Source organism: Streptomyces sp. NPDC091287 (genome assembly GCF_044768525.1).
Classification (GTDB): domain Bacteria; phylum Actinomycetota; class Actinomycetes; order Streptomycetales; family Streptomycetaceae; genus Streptomyces.
Genome location: NZ_JBIVUV010000007.1, coordinates 144,256 through 163,563 on the forward strand (window position 1 = coordinate 144,256; position 19,308 = coordinate 163,563).

16 protein-coding genes and 1 pseudogene are annotated in these 19,308 nt (G+C 72.3%); 12 read left to right on the forward strand and 5 right to left on the reverse strand.

Features of this window, described 5'->3' with window-relative positions; genetic code table 11:
* Nucleotides 1-9: 9 nt before the first annotated feature.
* A complete protein-coding gene (gene fhuB, locus ACIQRW_RS13775) occupies nt 10-2,394 on the reverse strand; it encodes a Fe(3+)-hydroxamate ABC transporter permease FhuB (RefSeq protein WP_403758778.1) in 2,385 nt (794 codons plus the stop codon).
* Between the two features lie 98 nt (nt 2,395-2,492).
* Here fhuB and ACIQRW_RS13780 point away from each other — a divergent pair, with 98 nt between their 5' ends.
* The 6 genes from ACIQRW_RS13780 (at nt 2,493) to rho (ending at nt 8,676) form a co-directional block, all read left to right on the forward strand.
* Nucleotides 2,493-3,323 (forward strand): 2,3-dihydro-2,3-dihydroxybenzoate dehydrogenase, encoded by an 831-nt coding sequence (locus ACIQRW_RS13780; RefSeq protein WP_403758781.1) that lies wholly within the window; start codon nt 2,493-2,495, stop codon nt 3,321-3,323.
* An 85-nt stretch (nt 3,324-3,408) separates the two neighbouring features.
* A complete protein-coding gene (gene dhbC, locus ACIQRW_RS13785; protein ID WP_403758784.1) occupies nt 3,409-4,614 on the forward strand; it encodes an isochorismate synthase DhbC in 1,206 nt (401 codons plus the stop codon).
* The gene (locus ACIQRW_RS13790; protein WP_403758787.1) at nt 4,611-6,248 is read left to right on the forward strand and encodes a (2,3-dihydroxybenzoyl)adenylate synthase; all 1,638 of its coding nucleotides are present in this window, start codon (nt 4,611-4,613) and stop codon (nt 6,246-6,248) included. The genes dhbC and ACIQRW_RS13790 overlap by 4 nt, the downstream gene beginning before the upstream one ends.
* A 28-nt stretch (nt 6,249-6,276) precedes the next feature.
* The gene (locus ACIQRW_RS13795) at nt 6,277-6,909 is read left to right on the forward strand and encodes an isochorismatase family protein (RefSeq protein WP_403758790.1); all 633 of its coding nucleotides are present in this window, start codon (nt 6,277-6,279) and stop codon (nt 6,907-6,909) included.
* A 5-nt stretch (nt 6,910-6,914) separates the two neighbouring features.
* Nucleotides 6,915-7,145: a phosphopantetheine-binding protein gene (locus ACIQRW_RS13800; RefSeq protein WP_403758793.1), complete on the forward strand. Its 231-nt coding sequence runs from the start codon at nt 6,915-6,917 to the stop codon at nt 7,143-7,145.
* 391 nt (nt 7,146-7,536) lie between these two features.
* Nucleotides 7,537-8,676 carry a transcription termination factor Rho gene (rho, locus tag ACIQRW_RS13805; protein ID WP_403758796.1) on the forward strand — a complete coding sequence of 380 codons (1,140 nt, stop codon included), beginning with the start codon at nt 7,537-7,539 and terminating at the stop codon, nt 8,674-8,676.
* Nucleotides 8,677-8,717: 41 nt separating this feature from the next.
* Here rho and pgm read toward each other — a convergent pair whose 3' ends face one another.
* Both pgm and ACIQRW_RS13815 read right to left on the reverse strand, forming a co-directional pair.
* Nucleotides 8,718-10,361: a phosphoglucomutase (alpha-D-glucose-1,6-bisphosphate-dependent) gene (gene pgm, locus ACIQRW_RS13810; RefSeq protein ID WP_403758798.1), complete on the reverse strand. Its 1,644-nt coding sequence runs from the start codon at nt 10,359-10,361 to the stop codon at nt 8,718-8,720.
* Nucleotides 10,362-10,577: 216 nt separating this feature from the next.
* On the reverse strand, nt 10,578-11,645 hold the full coding sequence (locus ACIQRW_RS13815; RefSeq protein ID WP_403758800.1) for a chitinase: 1,068 nt from the start codon (nt 11,643-11,645) through the stop codon (nt 10,578-10,580).
* A 285-nt stretch (nt 11,646-11,930) separates the two neighbouring features.
* Here ACIQRW_RS13815 and ACIQRW_RS13820 point away from each other — a divergent pair, with 285 nt between their 5' ends.
* Complete coding sequence (locus ACIQRW_RS13820) at nt 11,931-12,479, forward strand: CchlQ (protein WP_403758803.1); 549 nt, start codon at nt 11,931-11,933, stop codon at nt 12,477-12,479.
* Between the two features lie 10 nt (nt 12,480-12,489).
* Here the strand turns inward: ACIQRW_RS13820 and ACIQRW_RS13825 are convergent, their stop codons facing one another.
* Entirely contained in the window at nt 12,490-12,933 is a 444-nt protein-coding gene (locus ACIQRW_RS13825) for a hypothetical protein (protein WP_403758806.1), read from the reverse strand.
* Between the two features lie 312 nt (nt 12,934-13,245).
* Here ACIQRW_RS13825 and ACIQRW_RS13830 point away from each other — a divergent pair, with 312 nt between their 5' ends.
* Together ACIQRW_RS13830 and ACIQRW_RS13835 are read left to right on the forward strand one after the other, a co-directional pair.
* Entirely contained in the window at nt 13,246-14,202 is a 957-nt protein-coding gene (locus ACIQRW_RS13830) for a DUF3048 domain-containing protein (protein WP_403758809.1), read from the forward strand.
* A gap of 16 nt (nt 14,203-14,218) precedes the next feature.
* Nucleotides 14,219-15,304, forward strand: a pseudogene (locus tag ACIQRW_RS13835) (coagulation factor 5/8 type domain-containing protein); the annotation flags it as partial.
* 168 nt (nt 15,305-15,472) lie between these two features.
* Here the strand turns inward: ACIQRW_RS13835 and eno are convergent.
* The gene (gene eno / locus ACIQRW_RS13840) at nt 15,473-16,777 is read right to left on the reverse strand and encodes a phosphopyruvate hydratase (RefSeq protein ID WP_403758812.1); all 1,305 of its coding nucleotides are present in this window, start codon (nt 16,775-16,777) and stop codon (nt 15,473-15,475) included.
* Nucleotides 16,778-17,002: 225 nt separating this feature from the next.
* On the opposite strand from eno, the gene ACIQRW_RS13845 reads away from it, so the two are divergent.
* The 3 genes from ACIQRW_RS13845 (at nt 17,003) to ACIQRW_RS13855 (ending at nt 19,273) form a co-directional block, all read left to right on the forward strand.
* Nucleotides 17,003-17,425 carry a MarR family winged helix-turn-helix transcriptional regulator gene (locus ACIQRW_RS13845; RefSeq protein ID WP_403758815.1) on the forward strand — a complete coding sequence of 141 codons (423 nt, stop codon included), beginning with the start codon at nt 17,003-17,005 and terminating at the stop codon, nt 17,423-17,425.
* A gap of 98 nt (nt 17,426-17,523) precedes the next feature.
* Complete coding sequence (locus tag ACIQRW_RS13850) at nt 17,524-18,051, forward strand: DinB family protein (RefSeq protein WP_403758818.1); 528 nt, start codon at nt 17,524-17,526, stop codon at nt 18,049-18,051.
* Nucleotides 18,052-18,163: 112 nt separating this feature from the next.
* The gene (locus ACIQRW_RS13855) at nt 18,164-19,273 is read left to right on the forward strand and encodes an alpha/beta hydrolase-fold protein (RefSeq protein WP_403758820.1); all 1,110 of its coding nucleotides are present in this window, start codon (nt 18,164-18,166) and stop codon (nt 19,271-19,273) included.
* Nucleotides 19,274-19,308 lie beyond the last annotated feature (35 nt).

Sequence of the window (19,308 nt, forward strand, 5' to 3'; positions counted from 1 at the left end):
GGCCGGCTTTCAGACGCGGGTGGCGGCGGAGCGGCCGAGCAGCACCCACAGCAGGAACGGGCCACCCAGGACGGTGGTGACGATGCCGACGGGGAGTTCGACGCCGTCGAGTGCGATGCGGCCGAGGGTGTCGGCGGCGACCACGAGGACGGCTCCGGTGAGCATCGAGCCGACGAGCGGTACGCGCAGGGGGCCGGCGAGCCGGGAGGCGATGACCGGGGAGGCCAGCGCCACGAAGCCGACGGGGCCGCAGATACCGACGGCGAGGCCCGCGAGGGCGACGGCCAGGAGCAGGGAGAGGGCCCGGACCCGGCCGGGGGCGGAGCCGAGCGAGGAGGCGGTCGCGTCGTCGAAGCGCAGGACACCCAGGTGGCGGGCGACGACGAGGGCGACCGGGACCAGGAGCGCGAGGCCGATGAGGACGGGGACGGCGACGGAGTAGCTGCGTCCGTTGAGGCTGCCGGAGGTCCATACGTACAGCGAACTCGCCGAGGAGAGGGACCTGCGGGACAGGACGACCTGGGTGATCGCGGAGGCCAGCGCGGACATGGCGAGGCCGACGACGAGGACGCGGTAGCCGCGTTGGCCGAGTCCGCCGGAGACGGTGGTGACGACGATGACGGCGGCGAGCGCGCCGAGCGGTCCGGCCCACCAGGCGCCGAAGGAGCCGGTGGCGCTGAGGGTGACGGAGAGCAGGACGGCGGCGGTGGCCCCGTCGTTGACGCCGAGGAGTTCGGGGGTGGCCAGGCGGTTGCGGGCCAGGGTCTGGGTGAGGCAGCCCGCGAGGCCCAGGGCGGCGCCCGCGGTGAGTCCGGCGAGGATGCGGCCGAGCCGGAATTTCTGCACGAGCAGGACGTCGAAGCGGTCGCCCTGGCCGAGCACCGCGCGGAAGGTGCGGCCGACGCCCATGTCGCTCTGGCCCGCGTACGCGGAGAGGACGACGGCGAGCAGGAGGGCCCCGGTGAGGGCGAGGGCGGCGAGCGCGGCGCGCCGGGTGACGAGCAGGGAGAGCGGGCCGCGCCGCAGGACGAGGGTGTCGGCCGGGCGGACCCGGAGCGTCTTGGTCTTCGGCGTGCGGCGGGAGGGGCGGGGCAGGGTGATCCGGAAACGGCGGGGGCGGTCGGGGGCGCGCTCCTCGGTGGCCGGTTCCGTCATGCCCATCGAGGCCAGTTGCTCGGAGCGGACGATGGCGATGAGGACGGGGGCTCCGATGAGGGCGACGATGACGGAGACGGGCGCCTCGAAGGGCCGGGAGACCACGCGGGCGGCGATGTCGGAGACCGTGAGGACGCAGGCGCCGATGAGCCCGGCGAGCAGCAGCCGGGCCGCGAGCCGGGTGCCGGCCAGGGCGCGGGCGAGGAATCCGGCGAGCAGGCCGAGGAAGGAGATGGGACCGGCGAGCGCCACGGCGGCGGCGGTCAGGAGGGTGACGCCGACGGCGACGACCGTACGGATCACGGGTGGCCGGTGGCCGAGGCTGCGGGCCAGGTCGTCGCCGAGGGCGAGGGCGGAGAGCGGGCGGGCGACCAGGAGGGCGATGAGGAAGCCGAGGGCGAGCACCGGGGCGAGGCGGCCGAGTTCGCCGAAGCCCTCGACCCCGGCGAGGGAGCCGAGGACCCAGAAGCGGAATCTGTCGTAGGTCTCCGCGGAGTTGACGACGATGACGCTGGTGAGCCCGCCGAAGGTAGCGCCGAGGGCCGCTCCGGCGAGGACCAGACGCATGGGAGAGCCGCCACCGCGTCTTCCGGAGATGAGGAGGACGAGGCCGCTGGCGACCACCGCGCCGACGAACGCGCAGACGAGGTAGGCGTAACCGGAATCGAAGCCGAGGAGTGCGATGCCGGCGACGACCCCGAGTGAGGCGCCCGCGTTGACGCCGAGCAGTCCGGTCTCGGCCAGCGGGTTGCGGGTGACCGCCTGGAGGAGGCACCCGGCGACTCCGAGGGCGGCTCCGACGAGCAGCGCGGTGAAGGTGCGCGGGAGGCGCAGGTCGCCGACGACGAGGGAGAGCCGGGCGTTGTCGCGCGCGCCGTCCCGGCCCAGCAGGTAGTCCAGGACGCCGCCGGGGCCGACCTCGCCCGCGCCGATCGAGAGGGAGAGGGCCGTCAACAGTAGGACGGCGAGGGCCAGTCCGGCGAGGGCCGCCGCCACGGTCCGTCCTCGCGGGTCGGCTGTGGAGCGGGGATCCCCGGTCACGGCGGTGGGCTGTCCGGTTTCCGGAGTTGTTCCGTTCTGGCTCTCCGAGGTTGTTCCGCTCTCGGTTCCCCGGGATGCTTCCTCGCCTCCGGCGGGCACGGTCTCCACCGTCCGGCCGACTTCGCCTCCATCCAACTGAACGGTCGAGGAGTCATGTTCGGGAGCCGAGGCCGTGGTCCCCGTGTGCGGCGTTTGCATAAGGTGAGGCTAGCCTAAGTAGATATCGACGGCCCGACACCTTCCGGGCGGTCGACTTATTTAGGTTACCCTTACCTAACACCCGGAGGAGGTTGCTCATGCCTGAGCACATACCGGGCAGAAGCGGCGAGTTCATCGGCCGCGCTGCTCTGGTCACCGGTGCCGCACAAGGCATCGGCGCGGCAGTCGCCGACCTGCTCGCCACCCTGGGCGCCCGCGTGGCCGCCACCGATCGCGCCCGGCCGGGCGTCGAGGCGCTGGCCGCCGAGTGGGCCCTGACGCAGGAGGGACTGCCCGACGGCGAACGCTCGGGAGGCAGCCTGACCCCGTACGTGATGGACGTCACCGACCGCCGTTCGGTGGAGAGCACCGTGGCCCGGGTCGAGCGCCAACTCGGCCCGGTCGACGTCCTGGTGAACGTGGCGGGCATCCTGCGTACCGGCCCGGCGGCGGTGCTCTCCGCGCAGGACTGGGCGGAGACGTTCGCGGTGAACGCCACCGGCGTCTTCCACGTCTCCCAGGCCGTCGCCCCGCTCATGGCGGCCCGCGGATCCGGCGCGGTCGTCACCGTCGGCTCCAACGCCGCCGGCATCCCCCGCACCGGCATGGCCGCCTACGCCGCTTCCAAGGCGGCCGCCGCCATGTTCACCAAGTGCCTGGGGCTCGAACTCGCCCGCAGCGGCGTTCGCTGCAACGTCGTCGCACCCGGCTCCACCGACACGCCGATGCAACGCGCGCTGTGGACCGGTCCGGGCGCCGAACAGCGCGTCATCGACGGGGACCCCTCGACCTACCGCACCGGCATCCCGCTCGGCCGGATCGCCGACCCCGGGGACATCGCGGAGACGGTGGCGTTCCTCGCCTCGGACCGTGCCCGCCACATCACCATGCAGGAGCTGTACGTCGACGGCGGCGCGACCCTGCGCTGACCGGCCCGACCGCACCTCCCCCTTTCCCTCACCTCCCATCCAGCCCCCCGCACCCGCTGACGAGACCATCGAGAATGGAGTCACCGTGTCGACGGCATCCCAGGTCGCCACGCACACCGCCCCGGCCGATCCGGCCCACCCGGCCGTAGGAGCGGCCACTTCGCTGCTGGACGCCTACACACCGGGCGACCACTTTCTCGCCACCCCCGGACGCACGCTGCTCGCACGGGGCCCGGGACTCCATGTCCCGCATGACGAGAGACCGTTGACCGCGCGGGTGGGCGCCACGCTCGCCGCAGCGGTCGCCGCAGGCCAGGAGTCGCCGGTGGTCATGGGCGCCATCCCCTTCGACCACACCGCCCCGGCCGCCCTGAGCGTCCCGGACGCGGTGCGCTGCGCGCCGCCGCTCGCCTCCGACCCGCTCATCGCGCTGCCCGCGAGCGCGCCCTCCGCGGGGAGCTGGCAGATACGCCCGGTGCCCGAACCCGACATCTACGGCAAGGGCGTCGCATCCGCCGTGGCGCGCATGTGGCGCGGCGAGTTCAGCAAGGTCGTGCTGGCCCGCACCCTCGAACTCACCTCCGAGGTCCCGCTCGACCTGCCCGCGATGCTCCAGCGCCTCGCCCGCCGCGACCCCTCCGGCTACACCTTCGCGCTGCCGACCGGCCCCGGGCGCACCCTCATCGGCGCCAGCCCCGAACTGCTCGTCTCCCGCCACGGGAAGCAGGTCGTCGCCAATCCGCTCGCCGGGTCGACCCCCCGCAGCGCCGACCTCGCCGAGGACGTGCGCCGGGCGGCCACCCTGCTGGAATCCGTCAAGGACCTCCACGAGCACGCCGTCGTCGTCGACGCCGTCCACCAGGCGCTCGCGCCGTACTGCACGGACCTGACCGTCCCGGCCCGTCCGACGCTCATCCGCACCGCCACCATGTGGCACCTGTCCACCACGGTCACCGGCACCCTCGCCTCCCCCGACGCCTCGGCGCTGGAGCTGGCCTGCGCGCTGCACCCGACGCCCGCCGTGTGCGGCACACCGGCGTCGACGGCTCGTCAGGTCATCGCGGAGACCGAGCCGTTCGACCGCGGGTTCTTCACCGGCGTGGTCGGCTGGGGCAACGCCGAGGGCGACGGCGAATGGGTCGTCACGATCCGCTGCGCCGACGCCGAGGAGCGCACGCTGCGCCTGTACGCGGGAGCGGGCATCGTCGCCGCCTCCGAGCCCGAGGCGGAGACCGCCGAGACCGCGGCCAAGTTCCGCACCTTCCTGAGCGCCGTGGGAGCCGAGCTGTGAGTACGGACGTGGCGCCCACCTGGCCCGCCGAGTTCGCGGAGAAGTACCGGGCGGCCGGCTGGTGGCGCGGGGAGACCTTCGGGGAGATGCTGCGGCAGCGCGCCGAGGACCACCCGGACCGGGTCGCCATCGTCGATCCGGTGGCGGGAAGCCGGTGGACGTACGCCGATCTCGACCGGCGCGCCGACCGGCTGGCGGCGGGGTTCCTCGCCCGCGACATCGCCAAGGGCGACAAGGTGGTGGTGCAACTCCCCAACATCGCCGAGTTCTTCGAGGTGATCTTCGCGCTGTTCCGGATCGGCGCGCTGCCCGTCTTCGCGCTGCCCGCGCACCGCGAGAGCGAGATCACCTACTTCTGCGAGTTCACCGGGGCGGTGGCGTTCGTCATCGCGGCCGAGCACGGCGGCTACGACTACCGTGAACTGGCGTCGAAGACCCGCGCCAACGTGGGCACCCTGCGCCATGTGTTCGTCGCCCAGGGGGATCCCGGCGAGTTCGAGGCGCTGGCCGAGGTCGCCGAGGAGCCGGTCGGCTACGGCGGCCCGCGCCCGGACGACCTGGCCTTCCTTCAGCTCTCCGGCGGCAGCACCGGCGTACCGAAGCTGATCCCGCGCACCCACGACGACTACATCTACTCGCTGTGGGGATCCAACGAGATCTGCGCCGTCGACGAGAGGAGCGTGTACTTGTGCGTCCTGCCGGCGGCCCACAACTTCCCGCTCTCCTCCCCCGGTTCGCTCGGCACGCTGTACGCCGGCGGCCGTGTGGTGCTGTGCCCGGCGCCCTCGCCCGAGGTGGCGTTCCCGCTGATCGAGCGTGAGGGCGTCACCATCACCGGGCTCGTGCCGCCGCTGGCCCTGCTGTGGACGGAGGCCGCGCCGGGCACCGCGCACGACATCGGCAGCCTGGACGTCCTGCTCGTGGGGGGTGCCAAGTTCAGCGAGGAGGCGGCCCGCCGGGTCCGTCCCGCTCTCGGCTGCACGCTCCAGCAGGTCTTCGGCATGGCCGAGGGGCTGGTCAACTACACCCGGCTGGACGACCCCGTAGAGACCATCGTCACCACGCAGGGGCGGCCCATCTCGCCCGACGACGAGATCCTGGTCGTCGACGACGACGGCCAGGAGGTGGCCCCGGGCGGGACCGGCCATCTGCTGACCCGGGGCCCGTACACCATCCGCGGCTACTGGAACGCCCCCGAGCACAACGCCCGTTCCTTCACCGAGGACGGCTTCTACCGCACCGGCGACATCGTGCGGGTCACCGACACCGGGCACATCGTCGTCGAGGGGCGCGCCAAGGACCAGATCAACCGGGGCGGCGAGAAGATCGCCGCCGAGGAGGTCGAGAACCACATCCTCGCCCACCCGGCCGTGCACGACGCCAACGTGGTGGCCGAGCCAGACCCGTATCTGGGCGAACGCGTCTGCGCCTACGTGATCCTGCGCTCGGGCGCGGGTCCGCTCAAGGCGGTGGCCGTCAAGCGGTTCGTACGCGAACGGGGCCTGGCCGCCTACAAGGTGCCGGACCGGGTCGAGTTCGTCGACGCCTTTCCGCAGACCGGCGTGGGCAAGGTCTCCAAGAAGGACCTGCGCAACGCCGCGGCCCGCACCACTTCTCCCTCCCCGTCCCGCTGAACGACTCCCGAACGGAACCCTCTCCACCATGGCTCTGCCCGCCATCGCCCCCTACCCCATGCCGGCCGCCGGTGAGCTGCCCGCCAACCGGGTCGACTGGACCGTCGACCCAGCGCGTGCGGTGCTCCTGGTCCACGACCTGCAGAACCACTTCCTGTCGGCGTACGACCGCCGGGCCGAACCGGTGCCCGAACTCCTGGCCCGTGTGGCCGAGTTGAAGAAGGACGCGACACGGCTCGGCGTGCCGGTCCTCTACACCGCGCAGCCCGGCGGCCAGAGCGCGGAGGAGCGCGGTCTCCAGCAGGACTTCTGGGGCCCCGGACTCCCGGCCGACGAGCACCTGGCGGCCATCGCGGACGAGGTCGCACCCGACGCGGGCGACACCGTGCTCACCAAGTGGAAGTACAGCGGGTTCGTCCGCACCGATCTGCTGGAGCGCCTGCGCGAGCAGGGGCGCGACCAGATCGTCATCACCGGCGTCTACGCCCACATCGGTGTGCTCATGACCGCGTGCGACGCCTGGATGCAGGACATCCAGGCGTTCGTGGTGGCCGACGCGGTGGCGGACTTCTCGGCCGAGGACCATGCGATGGCGCTGCGCTGGGCCGCGGGCAAGTGCGCCGTCGTCACGACCGCCCGGACCGTCTTCGAAGGGAAGTGACCGCTGTGGCGCTCACGCTCGAACAGCTCCGTGCCGATGTCGCCGACGTCCTGGGCGAGGACCCGGAGGAGATCCCCCTCGACGAGAACCTCGTCGACTACGGCCTCGACTCCGTCCGCCTGATGTCGCTGGCCGCCGCCTGGCGCCGCGACCACGGCATCGAGGTGGCCTTCGCCGACCTCGCCGAGCAGCCCGCGCTGGAGTCCTGGGCCCCGCTGCTGGGTGTGACCGGCTGACGCTGCGGCCCTGCCGCTGCCACCGAGGGTGGTGGGAACTCGAACATCGGAGCTCCCACCGCCCTCGACGCGTGTCGGGCGCTTGCAGGACACGCGTCCGACGGACGTTCCGACGGACGTTCCGATGTACCGACCGATGTTCCGTTGCGCTCCCGGCGCACAGTGGTACAGTGCGATGAGCACGTGTGTATGCCCCTTCTCATCGGGCACCGGTGCTGATTCCTCTCCACCGCTGTCGCGCCCGTCCTTTCCGACCGGCGATCCAGCTTCTTCCCAGCGTTTTCGCTGTCTCTCCGGCTCAGGGCTTCCGTGCCCCGGTGCGTGGCGTGATTTCCACCGCCCCTCCGTACGCCGGTCCCCTCATTCGCCTGTCCGCGAAAGGACCCCTTCCATGACCACCACACTCGAACGCCCCGTGACCGGGAAGCAGCGCCCCGTCCGGGTCGCCGGCCTCCTCGACACCGCCGACGACGGCCACGGCATGCTCCGTGTCCGCGGCGGCCACCCCTCCCCCTACGACATCCAGGTGTCGTCCGCCCTGATCCGCCGCCTCGGGCTGCGCACGGGCGACGCCGTCGAGGGCGGCTGCGACCGGCCCCGCGTCCTGTCCTCGGTCGACCGTGTGAACGGACTCGCCCCGGAAGACCTGCGGGGCCGTGCCCGCTTCCGCGACCTGACGCCGGTCCACCCCCGCGAGCGGCTGCGCCTGGAAACGCCGCACGGCGGGCCCGCACCGCGCATCGTCGATCTCGTCTCCCCCGTCGGCAAGGGCCAGCGCGGCCTCATCGTCGCACCGCCCCGGACGGGGAAGACCGTGCTGCTGCAGCAGTTGGCCGCCGCCGTCGCCACCAACCACCCCGAGGCGCACCTGATGGTGGTGCTGCTCGACGAACGGCCCGAGGAGGTCACGGACATGCTCCGCTCCGTACGCGGCGAGGTGTACGCGTCGACCTTCGACCGGCCCGCCCGGGAGCACATCGCCCTGGCCGAACTCGCCGTCGAGCGCGGCCGGCGCCTCGTCGAGCAGGGCCGGGACGTGGTGATCCTGCTGGACTCCCTCACCCGGCTGTGCCGGGCCCACAACAACGCGGCCCGCGCGGGCGGCCGGACGCTCAGCGGTGGCATCGACGCGGCGGCCCTGTCCGGCCCCAAGAAGCTGTTCGGCGCGGCCCGTTGCGCCGAGGAGGGCGGTTCGCTGACCATCCTGGCGACGGCCCTCGTGGAGACGGGTTCGCGGGCCGACGACTTCTTCTTCGAGGAGCTGAAGGGCACCGGCAACATGGAGCTGCGCCTGGACCGCTCCGCCGCCGAGGCGCGGATCTTCCCGGCCGTCGACGTCACCCGCTCCGGCACCCGTCGCGAGGAACTCCTATTCGGTCAGGGCGAGTTGACGGCCGTGAGGGCCCTGCGCCGTGCCCTGGGCACGCGGGACGGCCAGGGCGCCCTTCAGGTGCTGCTCGACAAGGTCCGGCGCACCCCGGACAACGCGGCCTTCCTGCGGCAGGTGCGGCCGACGGTGCCGGGCGCCTGAGCGCCGGCACCGGTCGGCGTGCCGGATGCCGACGACAGGACTCAGGCGTCGCCGAGTGCTTCGGAGACCAGCGCCCGGGCCTCCTCCTGGACCCGGGCGAGGTGGCCGGGGCCCTGGAAGCTCTCCGCGTACACCTTGTAGACGTCCTCGGTGCCCGAGGGACGGGCGGCGAACCAGGCGCTGTCGGTGCAGACCTTGAGGCCGCCGATCGGCGCTCCGTTGCCCGGGGCCTCGGTGAGGACGGCGGTGACGGGCTCTCCGGCCAGGGTGTCGGCCTTGACCTGCTGCGGGGAGAGCCGGGCCAGGACGGCCTTCTCCTCGCGGGTGGCGGGTGCGTCGACGCGGGCGTACGCCGGGTCGCCGAAGCGGCCGGTGAGCCGCGCGTAGTGCTGGGAGGGGGTGGAGCCGGTGACGGCGGTGATCTCGGAGGCGAGGAGGGCCAGCAGGATGCCGTCCTTGTCCGTGGTCCAGACCCGGCCGTCGCGGCGCAGGAACGAGGCCCCCGCAGACTCCTCGCCGCCGAAGCCGAGGCTGCCGTCGTAGAGGCCGTCGACGAACCACTTGAAGCCGACCGGGACCTCCACCAGGGTGCGGCCGAGGTCGTGGGCGACCCGGTCGATCATGGACGACGAGACCAGGGTCTTGCCGATGCCGGTCCCGGCGGCCCAGCCGTCGCGGTGGGTGTAGAGGTAGTCGATGGCGACGGCCAGGTAGTGGTTGGGGTTCATCAGGCCGCCGTCGGGGGTGACGATGCCGTGCCGGTCGGCGTCGGCGTCGTTCCCGGTGGCGATGGCGTACGCGTCGCGCTGGGCGATCAGCGAGGCCATGGCGTGCGGGGACGAGCAGTCCATGCGGATCCTGCCGTCCCAGTCCAGCGTCATGAACCGCCAGGTGGGGTCGGCGAGCGGGTTGACGACGGTGAGGTCGATCCGGTGGCGTTCCGCGATCCGCCCCCAGTAGGCGACGGACGCGCCGCCGAGGGGGTCGGCTCCGATGCGGATTCCCGCGTCCCGTACGGCGTCGAGGTCGAGGGCGGAGGGCAGGTCGTCGACGTACGCGGTCAGGAAGTCGTACCGGTGGGTGGTGTCGGCGGCCAGGGCCTGGGCGTACGGCATCCGGCGGACCACTCCGAGTCCGGCCTCGATCAGGGCGTTGGCCCGGTCCTGGATCCACGATGTGGCGTCGGAGGCGGCAGGCCCCCCGTTCGGCGGGTTGTACTTGAAGCCGCCGTCGGCGGGCGGGTTGTGCGAGGGGGTGACCACGATGCCGTCGGCCAGGTGCTCGGTGCGGCCCTGGTTGTACGTGAGGATGGCGTGCGAGACGGCGGGGGTCGGGGTGTAGCCGTCCTCGCTGTCGATGAGGACGGTGGCCCCGTTGGCGGCGAGCACCTCCAGGGCGGTGACCCGGGCGGGTTCGGACAGCGCGTGGGTGTCCGCGCCGAGGAACAGGGGTCCGTCGGTGCCCTGGCGGGATCGGTAGTCGCAGATCGCCTGGGTGGTCGCGGCGATGTGGTCCTCGTTGAACGCGGCGGCGAACGCGGAGCCGCGGTGGCCGGAGGTGCCGAAGGCCACCCGCTGGGCGGGCTCGGCGGGATCGGGGTGGAGGGCGTAATAGGCCGTCACCAGCCGTGCCACGTCGACCAGGTCTGCGGACTGCGCCGGGTGACCGGCCCGTTCGTGCACCATCGGGGCTCCTCGTACGTCTTCGTCGTCGGCCGGCCCGTGGGGAGACGGGCCCGGCGCACCGGGGAAACGATCACCCCGGTCCGTACCCGATTCTGCTCTCCCGGCCGCCCCGGTGCGCGACCGGTTCACGCCTTCCTCGTGTCGCTCCCCGGCCGGAGCAGCGCCGCGCCCCCGGTCCGGAGCGGACCGGGGGCGCGGAAACGTACGGGCGGGGGCTCAACGGCCCTGGAGGGAACTCACGTTGTCGCCGAAGGTCCAGCCCCTGGAGCCGTCCCAGTTCAGGGACCAGGTCATCAGCCCCTTGAGGGAGCCGTTGTAGTGGTTCCAGGCCTGCGAGACGAGGCCGGTGGACATGTGGCCGCCGCCGGCGCCGGGCTGGGCGGGGAGGCCGGGGACCTGCTTGTCGTAGGGCACCTTGATGGTGGTGCCCTGGATGACCAGCCCCTTGTTCAGGCAGTCGGTCTGGGCGGTGAAGCCCGCGACGGTGCCGGCGGAGTAGGAGTCGCCGGAGCAGCCGTACATGCTGCCGTTGTAGTACTGCATGTTCAGCCACCACAGGCGGCCGTTGTCGGCGTACTTCTTGATGATGGGGAGGTACGAGCCCCAGATCGAGCCGTAGACGACACTGCCGCCGGTGACGTACGCCGTCTCGGGGGCCATGGTGAGACCGAAGTTCGGCGGCATCGCGGCGAGGACGCCGTCGATGATGCGGATGAGGTTGGACTGCGACGCGGACAGCTGGTTGATGTTGCCGCTGCCGACGAGGCCGGTCTCGATGTCGATGTCGATGCCGTCGAAGTTGTACTTCTTCAGGATCGGGACGATCGTCTGGACGAACCGGTCGGCCACCGCGCTGGAGCTGAGGTCGATCCCCGCCGCGGCTCCGCCGATCGACATGAGGGTGGTGAGGCCGGAGGCCTTGGCCTGACACATCTCGGCGGGAGTGGCGACCTTGACGGTGTTGTCCATGCCGTCCTCCCAGAGGACGGTGCCGTCGGAGCGGATGACGGGGAAGGCCGCGTTGATGACGTTGTAGCCGTGCTGGGTGATGCGGGAGTCGGTGATCGGGATCCAGCCGAGCGGCGGGTGCACGCCGTTGGCCGCCCCGTCCCAGTTCTCCCAGTACCCCTGGAGCACTTTGCCCGTGGGCTTCGACTTGACCGCGCAGGTCTCGGCGGCCGCGATGTTCGTCTCCGCGGACTTCGGCGGCGCGGCTCCGACCAGCATCGGTACGACGAGTGCCGCGGCCAGGCCGAGGCCCAGCAGTCGTGATGTACGCCCCATGATCCGTATGTCCTTCCAGCCCGGGTCCGCCGCCGGCGGGACGAAAGGTTCGACCCGCCCCGCCCTGTGTCGTGACCCTGCCAAACCGTAGAATGGTCCAGACCTTCGGTCAAGAGCGCCCGCCGGGGCGAACGCGCTCGTCGCGGCGGCCAGGGCGTCGCCGAGGGTGGTGGTCGTGCGGTCGGGGTGTCCGCCGGCCTCGCTTCCCGGAAACCCGGTGGCCAGGCTCCGGCGGGGATAGATTCGGGGCCGTAGGGACCGTGATCGTTTCCGGGGGGAAGAACCATGGACTGGGGCACGCTCGTCGCGACGGTGAGCGGCGGTTTCATCGCCATATCGGGCACCGTGCTGGCCGACCGCCTACGCCAACGCCATGAGAAGGACCGCGGGGCGGAGGAGCGGCGGCGCGCGGTCTACATCGAGTTCATCGCCGCCGTCGGGAGATGCCACACCCGGCTGCGCGGCATAGCCCAGGCGCAGGATCCGGCGGTCGACCCGGACCTGGCCGCCCGAGCGGCACTCGACGAAGCGGCCGTCCACGAGGTCCGCGAGCGGTTCTTCATCGACGCCTCCGCCGACGTGGCCGGCGCCGGACAGGCGATGTTCCAGCAGCTGCGCGCCGTCCAGCGCGTCGTGGGCACGGGCGCCACGCACACCTCGTCGGACTTCCACGACGCCTACCACCCCTACCTCGACATGGTGTGGGCCTACCGGGTGGCGGTGCGCGGCGAACTGAAGGACCGGACGTTCTCGCCCGCGTCCTTCGGCTGGGACGCCTGGGACGGCAAGGAGCGGTGCCCGGTGTGCCGGGGGGAGCTCACTACGGGAGCGTGACCCGCTGCCGTCACCTGGCACCCGGTTCCTGGCGGGGCACCGTGCGCACACCGTCGTGGATCGAATGGGCCATGATCACGGGTCCGTTGTAGGTGCCGTCGTTGATGGTGTTGTGGTTGATCGACACGGTGGTACCGGCGGGCCGCCGGGGCACCAGCTCGTCGAGCAGGCCGCGCAGCTCCTCCGCGGCCCCGGGGTTGTCGCGCAGGGCCCGGCGGAGCCTGATCCGCCACTCGGCGGCGACGTCCGCGGCACCGTCCTCGTCGCCGTTCCGGTGTGCCGCGATCAGTTCCTCGCGGGACTCCTCCAGCTCCGCGTCGATCACGTCGACGTCCTCGCCACGCGCCAGGAACCGGGCCACCCGCCCGCGCGCCTGCGTCCAGGCCTCCGTCACCATCAGCCCCACGAAGGCCGTCGCCCCCGATGCCGCCAGTGCCGTCAACTCCGCTTCCACCGGACCCCCCTCTGCCTCACCTGTCGTGCCGTTCCGGGCGTACTGCCCGTCGCTGCTGCAACCGTAGAGAGCGAACCGCCCCCGCGGAAGCGGAATCAGGGGCGCGGCACGGGGCATTTCCGGCCGGGTCGGCCGGTCCCTGCGGGGGCGCGTATGCGCTGCGCCGTCGTTCGGGGCCGTTCGGGGCGGTTTCCGCTCGGGACCGGCGGCGCGCAACCATGCCGACGCCGGATGCGTGATGATGGATGAGGGGCCGCGACACGACGGCGTTGCGCCGACACCGCCGGCCGACGCCCCGGAAGGGCGGTCGCCATGTCCGCAGCCGGAATCAGGACCTCGGCCGCAGTACCGTTCACCGCGCTCGTGCTGGCCGTCACGGCCGCGTGCACGGGCGGGGACGGTTCCTCACCCTCGCCCCGCAGCAGCTCTCCGTCCGGGGCGGGCCGGGCCGCAGTACTCGCCGTGAAGATCGACAATGTGGCGCCCGCACGCCCCCACACCGGTCTGGAGCGGGCCGACATCGTCTACGTCGAGCAGGTGGAGGCCGGCCTGAGCCGGATCCTCGCCGTGTACTCCTCCGCCCTGCCGCCGGTCATCGGCCCGGTGCGCAGCGCGCGGGAGACCGATCTTGAGCTGCTGCGGCAGTTCGACCGGCCGGCGCTGGCCTTCTCGGGGGCCCAGAGCAGGCTGCTGCCGGTCATCGACCGAGCGCCGCTGGACCCCGTGCCGCCCTCGAAGGCGCCGGGTGCGTACTTCCGGGGTCCGGACCGGCCCGCGCCGCACAATCTCTATCTGCGGCCGCAGCGGATCCCGTTCGAGGCCTCCGGGGTGAACGCCGTCGGGGAACTGGGGCTGGAGGTCGGCGCGCCGCCCCCCGGCGGGGAGCGGGAGGACAGCCGCACGGTTCGCTATCCGTCCGCGTCCGTGACGTTCACCTGGTCCGCCGAACGCGAGCGGTGGCTCGTCTCCCTGGACGGCTCCCCCGCCCGCACCACCGAGGACGACCGGCTCGGAGCCGGGACGGTCGTCGTCCAGGACGTGACGGTGCGGCCCTCGGACTTCCGCGACCGGTCCGGGAACACCAGCCCGTTCACCGAGACCGTGGGCTCGGGAGACGCGGTCGTCCTGCGGGACGGCCGGGCGTACGAAGCCCGGTGGACGCGGAGCGCCGCCGACGCGGACACCGTGTACACCACCCCCGACGGACAGCGCGTCGATCTCGCCGAAGGGCCGCTGTGGATCCTGTACGCGCCGCGCGGGGGCGCCTGATCGACGGCTCGCCGAAGCGCCCGCAGGGCACCCGAACCCGCCGTACACCACCCTGGACACCACGCCCATCTCCCGCGAGAAGCCGTTCCTCTACCTCGACGGCAACGACTACAAGGTCTTCGTCCCCGCGAAGCGCGTCAACGCGCGCGGCGTCTCGTGGGACGGCGGCGCCCAACAGGGCGAGTCCATTCCGCTGAACCGCTTCTACGTCGTCAAGCAGGGCGCCACGGCCGCGACGATCAACGCCGCGCTCGCCCAGGGGCTGAACCTGCTGTTCACGCCCGGCGTCTACCACATCGACCAGACCATCAACGTGAACCGGGCCGACACGGTCGTGCTCGGCCTCGGGCTGGCCACGATCATCCCGGACAACGGCGTCACCGCGATGAAGGTCGCCGACGTCGACGGGGTGAAGCTCGCGGGCTTCCTCATCGACGCGGGCCCCGTCAACTCGCCGACGCTGCTGGAGGTCGGGCCGCAGGGCGCGTCCGCCGATCACTCGGCGAACCCGACCTCGCTGCAGGACGTGTTCGTGCGGATCGGCGGGGCGGGCCCCGGCAAGGCGACCACGAGCATCGTCGTGAACAGCGACGACACGATCATCGACCACACCTGGGTCTGGCGTGCCGACCACGGTGAGGGCTGGGGCTGGGAGACCAACCGGGCCGACTACGGCGTCCGCGTCAACGGCGACGACGTCCTGGCCACCGGCCTGTTCGTCGAGCACTTCAACAAGTACGACGTGGAATGGTACGGCGAGCGCGGCCGCACGATCTTCTTCCAGAACGAGAAGGCGTACGACGCCCCGAACCAGGAGGCGATCCAGAACGGCGACACGAAGGGCTACGCCGCCTACCGCGTCGACGACTCGGTCGAACAGTACGAGGGCTGGGGCATGGGCAGCTACTGCTACTACAACGTCGACCCGACGATCATCCAGGAACACGGTTTCAAGGCGCCGGTGAAACCCGGCGTGAAGTTCCACAACCTGCTCGTCGTCTCACTCGGCGGCAACGGCCAGTACGAGCACGTGATCAACAACGTCGGTTCCCCCACCTCGGGAACGTCGACGGTCCCTTCGACCGTCGTCAACTTCCCCTGACCCGGGCCTCTTCGGCCCGGCCCCGGTGACCCGGGAGCGGGGGGCGGCCCGGTGTCCGGCGGCCCGGACCGGACCCCCGCGAACGGAGGGCGGCCCCGGTGGACGCAACTGTCCGCCGGGGCCGCCCGTTCCGTGCGGGGACGGCCGTGCCGGGGTCTCCCCACCCGGCTATCGGGAGCGGGACAGCAGCGCCCCGCCCGCGTACTGCGCAGACTGCCCCAACTCCTCCTCGATCCTGATGAGTTGGTTGTACTTGGCCGTGCGGTCGGAGCGGGACAGCGAGCCGGTCTTGATCTGGCCACAGCCGGTCGCGACCGCCAGGTCCGCGATCGTGGTGTCCTCCGTCTCGCCGGAGCGGTGGGACATCACGGCGCTCCAGCCCGCACGGCGGGCGGTGGCGACCGTGGCGAGGGCTTCGGTCAGGGTGCCGATCTGGTTGACCTTCACCAGCACCGAGTTGCCGACGCCGGTCCGGATTCCCTCGCGTACCTGCGCCTCGTCGGTGCAGAACACGTCGTCGCCGGTGAGCTGGCAGCGGTCGCCGACGCGGGTGGTCAGCTCGCGCCAGCCGTCCATGTCGTCCTCGGCCATCGGGTCCTCGATGGAGACGATCGGGTACGCGTCGATCAGCTCGACCAGGTAGTCGACCTGTTCGGAGGGGGCGCGGCGCACGCCCTCGCCCGCGTACACGTACGCGCCGTCGCGGAAGAACTCCGACGAGGCCGGGTCCATGATCAGGCCGATGTCCGCGCCGGGACGGTAGCCGGTGCGCTCGACGGCGCTCATCACGAAGTCGAGCGCCTCCTCCGCCGTGCGCAGTGCGGGCGCGAAGCCGCCTTCGTCGCCGACGCCGGTGGCATGTCCGGCGGCGAGCAGGTCGCGTCGCAGGGTGTGGAAGATCTCGGAGCCCATACGGACGGCTTCCGCGAAGGTCTGCGCGCCCACCGGCGCGATCATGAACTCCTGGAAGTCCAGCGGATTGTCGGCGTGCGCGCCGCCGTTGATGATGTTCATCATCGGCAGCGGGAGAAGACGGGCGTCGGCGCCGCCGAGGTAGCGGTAGAGCGGCTGACGGTGGGAGGCCGCGGCGGCCTTCGCGGCGGCGAGGGAGACCCCGAGGATCGCGTTCGCTCCGAGCCGGGACTTGTCGGGTGTGCCGTCGAGCGCGACGAGGGCGGCGTCCAGGCCGGCCTGGTCGTCCGCGTCGCGGCCCACGACCGCGGCGGCGATCTCCTCGTTGACGTGGGCGACCGCACGGTCGACGCCCTTGCCGTGCCACTGCCCGGCATCGCCGTCGCGCAGTTCCACGGCCTCCCGCGCGCCGGTGGAAGCGCCGGACGGGACCGCGGCGCGGCCGAGGGACCCGTCGGCGAGGCGGACGTCGGCCTCGACGGTGGGGTTGCCCCGGCTGTCGATGATCCGGCGGGCGGTGACGGACTGGATGACGGTGGGCTCAACTGCCTTGGGGGCCATGCGAGGTCCTTCCGAAGTCACACGCCGCGGCACTCTTGCGACAACACCGGCGCGAGCCGCGACGACGCAACTCTACAGCAAGCCTGTTCAGATGTGCTGTTCAGATGTGCTGTGCAGCTCTGCTGCCCAGGTTGGCTGTTTAGTTTTGCTGTTCCGTTGTGCTGGCCGTTCCGCTCCGCAGGCCACCCGCGGGGATCCGCTGCCGATCACGGGTTAAAGTGCCCTATGCCGACCCCGGAACCCGCCACCGTCGCCGCCGATCTGCGCGTCGCCATGGGCAAACTCGCGCGGCGCGTGAAGCAGGAGGACCGGATCCCGCACGGTCAGGTCGCCGTTCTGGGCGTCCTCGACCGGGACGGGGCCATGACCACCAGCGACCTCGCGGCGGACCAGCGCGTGCGCCCCCAGTCGATGGCCCGCGCCGTCGGACTCCTCATGGAGCAGGGCCTCGTCGTCCGCCGGGCGCACCCGACGGACGGTCGCAAGTTCCTCGTCGACCTCTCCGACGTGGGGCGGGCGGCGCTGGAGGCGGAGCGCGACCGCCGTGCCGACTGGCTCGCCCGGGCCATCGACCTCGAACTCGACGAGGACGAGCAGGAGGCGCTCGCTCGCGGCGCCGCCCTGATGGAACGGCTCGCCGCGTACTAGAAGCAGGTCTCGCCGCCCGCCGTCCTGGCCCGGACGGCGGGCCCGGACGGCGGGAAAAGCGCGTTGCCGGGGGCGTACGGGTATGTCAGGGTCGCCCGGTGAACGCTTCGCGATGTGACCTTCTGCGCCGCCAGTTCGATCTGACCTGGTCACTGTTCGAGTACCACCTGGAGCGGCTCGACACCGAGGACTTCCTCTGGCAGCCGACGCCGTTGTGCTGGACGGTGCACCAGCGGGCCGACGGCCGGTGGATGCCGGACTGGGCGGAGACGGAGCCCGACCCCGTTCCGGTGCCGACGATCGGCTGGCTCAGCTGGCACATCGGCTGGTGGTGGAGCACGACGATCGAGCACTCCCTGGGCCGCGAGCCACGGGACCGCGAGGACGTCGCGTGGCCGGGCGACGCCGAGGGGGCGATCGGCTGGCTGCGTGAGCTCCGGGAGGCATGGCTGGGGGTGCTGGACTCCCTTGACGACGCGGCTCTCGACGCCGCCGCCCCGTCTCCCTGGGGGCAGGGACCGGCCCACACGGTCGCCCACACGGCCGCGTGGGTGAACGCCGAGCTGATGAAGAACGTGGCGGAGATCGGGCAGCTCCGGATGTTGCGCGCGGCCTCCTCGGTCTGACCGACAGCCTTCGGGGGTCGGATCGCCAACACCCCTTCGGGACCGCTAGGTTAGGCTCGCCTAATACGGGGGAGCCCAGCCTCGCCTCTTCCTCTCTCACAAGGGAACGCTCATGCGTCCGGTGATCGACGAGAATCCGTTCGCCGCCTTCGGTCTCCCGGGCCGCCCCGGCAGCGACGCGTTCTGGGCGTCGGCTCGTGCGCCCGCGTCGATACCCGCCGACGGCGGGTGGCGGACCCTCTTCCTGTGGCGTGGTTCCGAGGCGGTGCGCGGCAACGAGCCCGTGCTCGACTTCGAAAGCTGGTCGCCGCCCGTCCCGTTGCGCCGCTGGGGCGGTACGGATTGCTGGTACGCCGAAGTGCGGATGCCCGCGCGGCTACGGGTGACCTACCGCGTCATCGCCGGGGACGCGGCCCACGCCGACCCGTTCAACCCGGTCGGCGCCGGGGTGGACCGTTCCGTCGCCGCGACTCCGGACGCCCCCGCCCAGCCGCACTGGCCCGCTCTCGGCGCGGACGACGTGCTCCCCCTCCCCCGCACCCGGATCCGCTGGAGCAGCGACCGGCTCGGCGGACGGCGGACCGTGCGTGTCCACCCGGCGGGCGGAGGCGGTCCGGTGGTGCTGCTGCTCGACGGGGACGACTGGCTGTATCTGCACCCGGCCGTGACCGCCTTCGACGCGGCCGTCGCCGCCGGTGACATGCCTCCGGTGACCCTGGTGTTCCTGCCGGCCAGGGACCGCGAGGCCGAGTTCGCCTGCCGCCCCGAGCTGTGGGAGGCGGTCCGGGACGAACTGCTGCCGCTGGTCGCCGAGTCCGACGTGCCGGCCCGCCTGGACCGGCTGGTGGTCGCCGGGCAGAGCCTGGGCGGTCTGAGCGCCCTGTACGCGGCTCTGGAGTTCCCGGAGCTGGTCTCACGGGTCGCCTGCCAGTCAGGGTCCTTCTGGTGGGCCCCCGGCACGGAGGCGTTGCCGGATCCGCTGGGCGGGGCCCTCGGCGGAGCCGTCGCCGAACGACTGCGCCGGGGGGCTGACCTGTCGGGGCTGCGGTGCGCGTTCGACGTGGGCGAGCACGAGCACCCGATGCTGCCGCACTGTGAGCTGACCGAGAAGCTGACCGAGCGGGCCGGCGCCACGGTCCGGGTGTCCCGTTCGGCGTCCGGGCACGACCGGGCGGGCTGGCGGCACGCCCTGCTCAGGGACGTCGCCTGGGCTCTCGGCTGAGCGGTTCCCGGAGCGTGCGCGGGCGCACCCCGGGA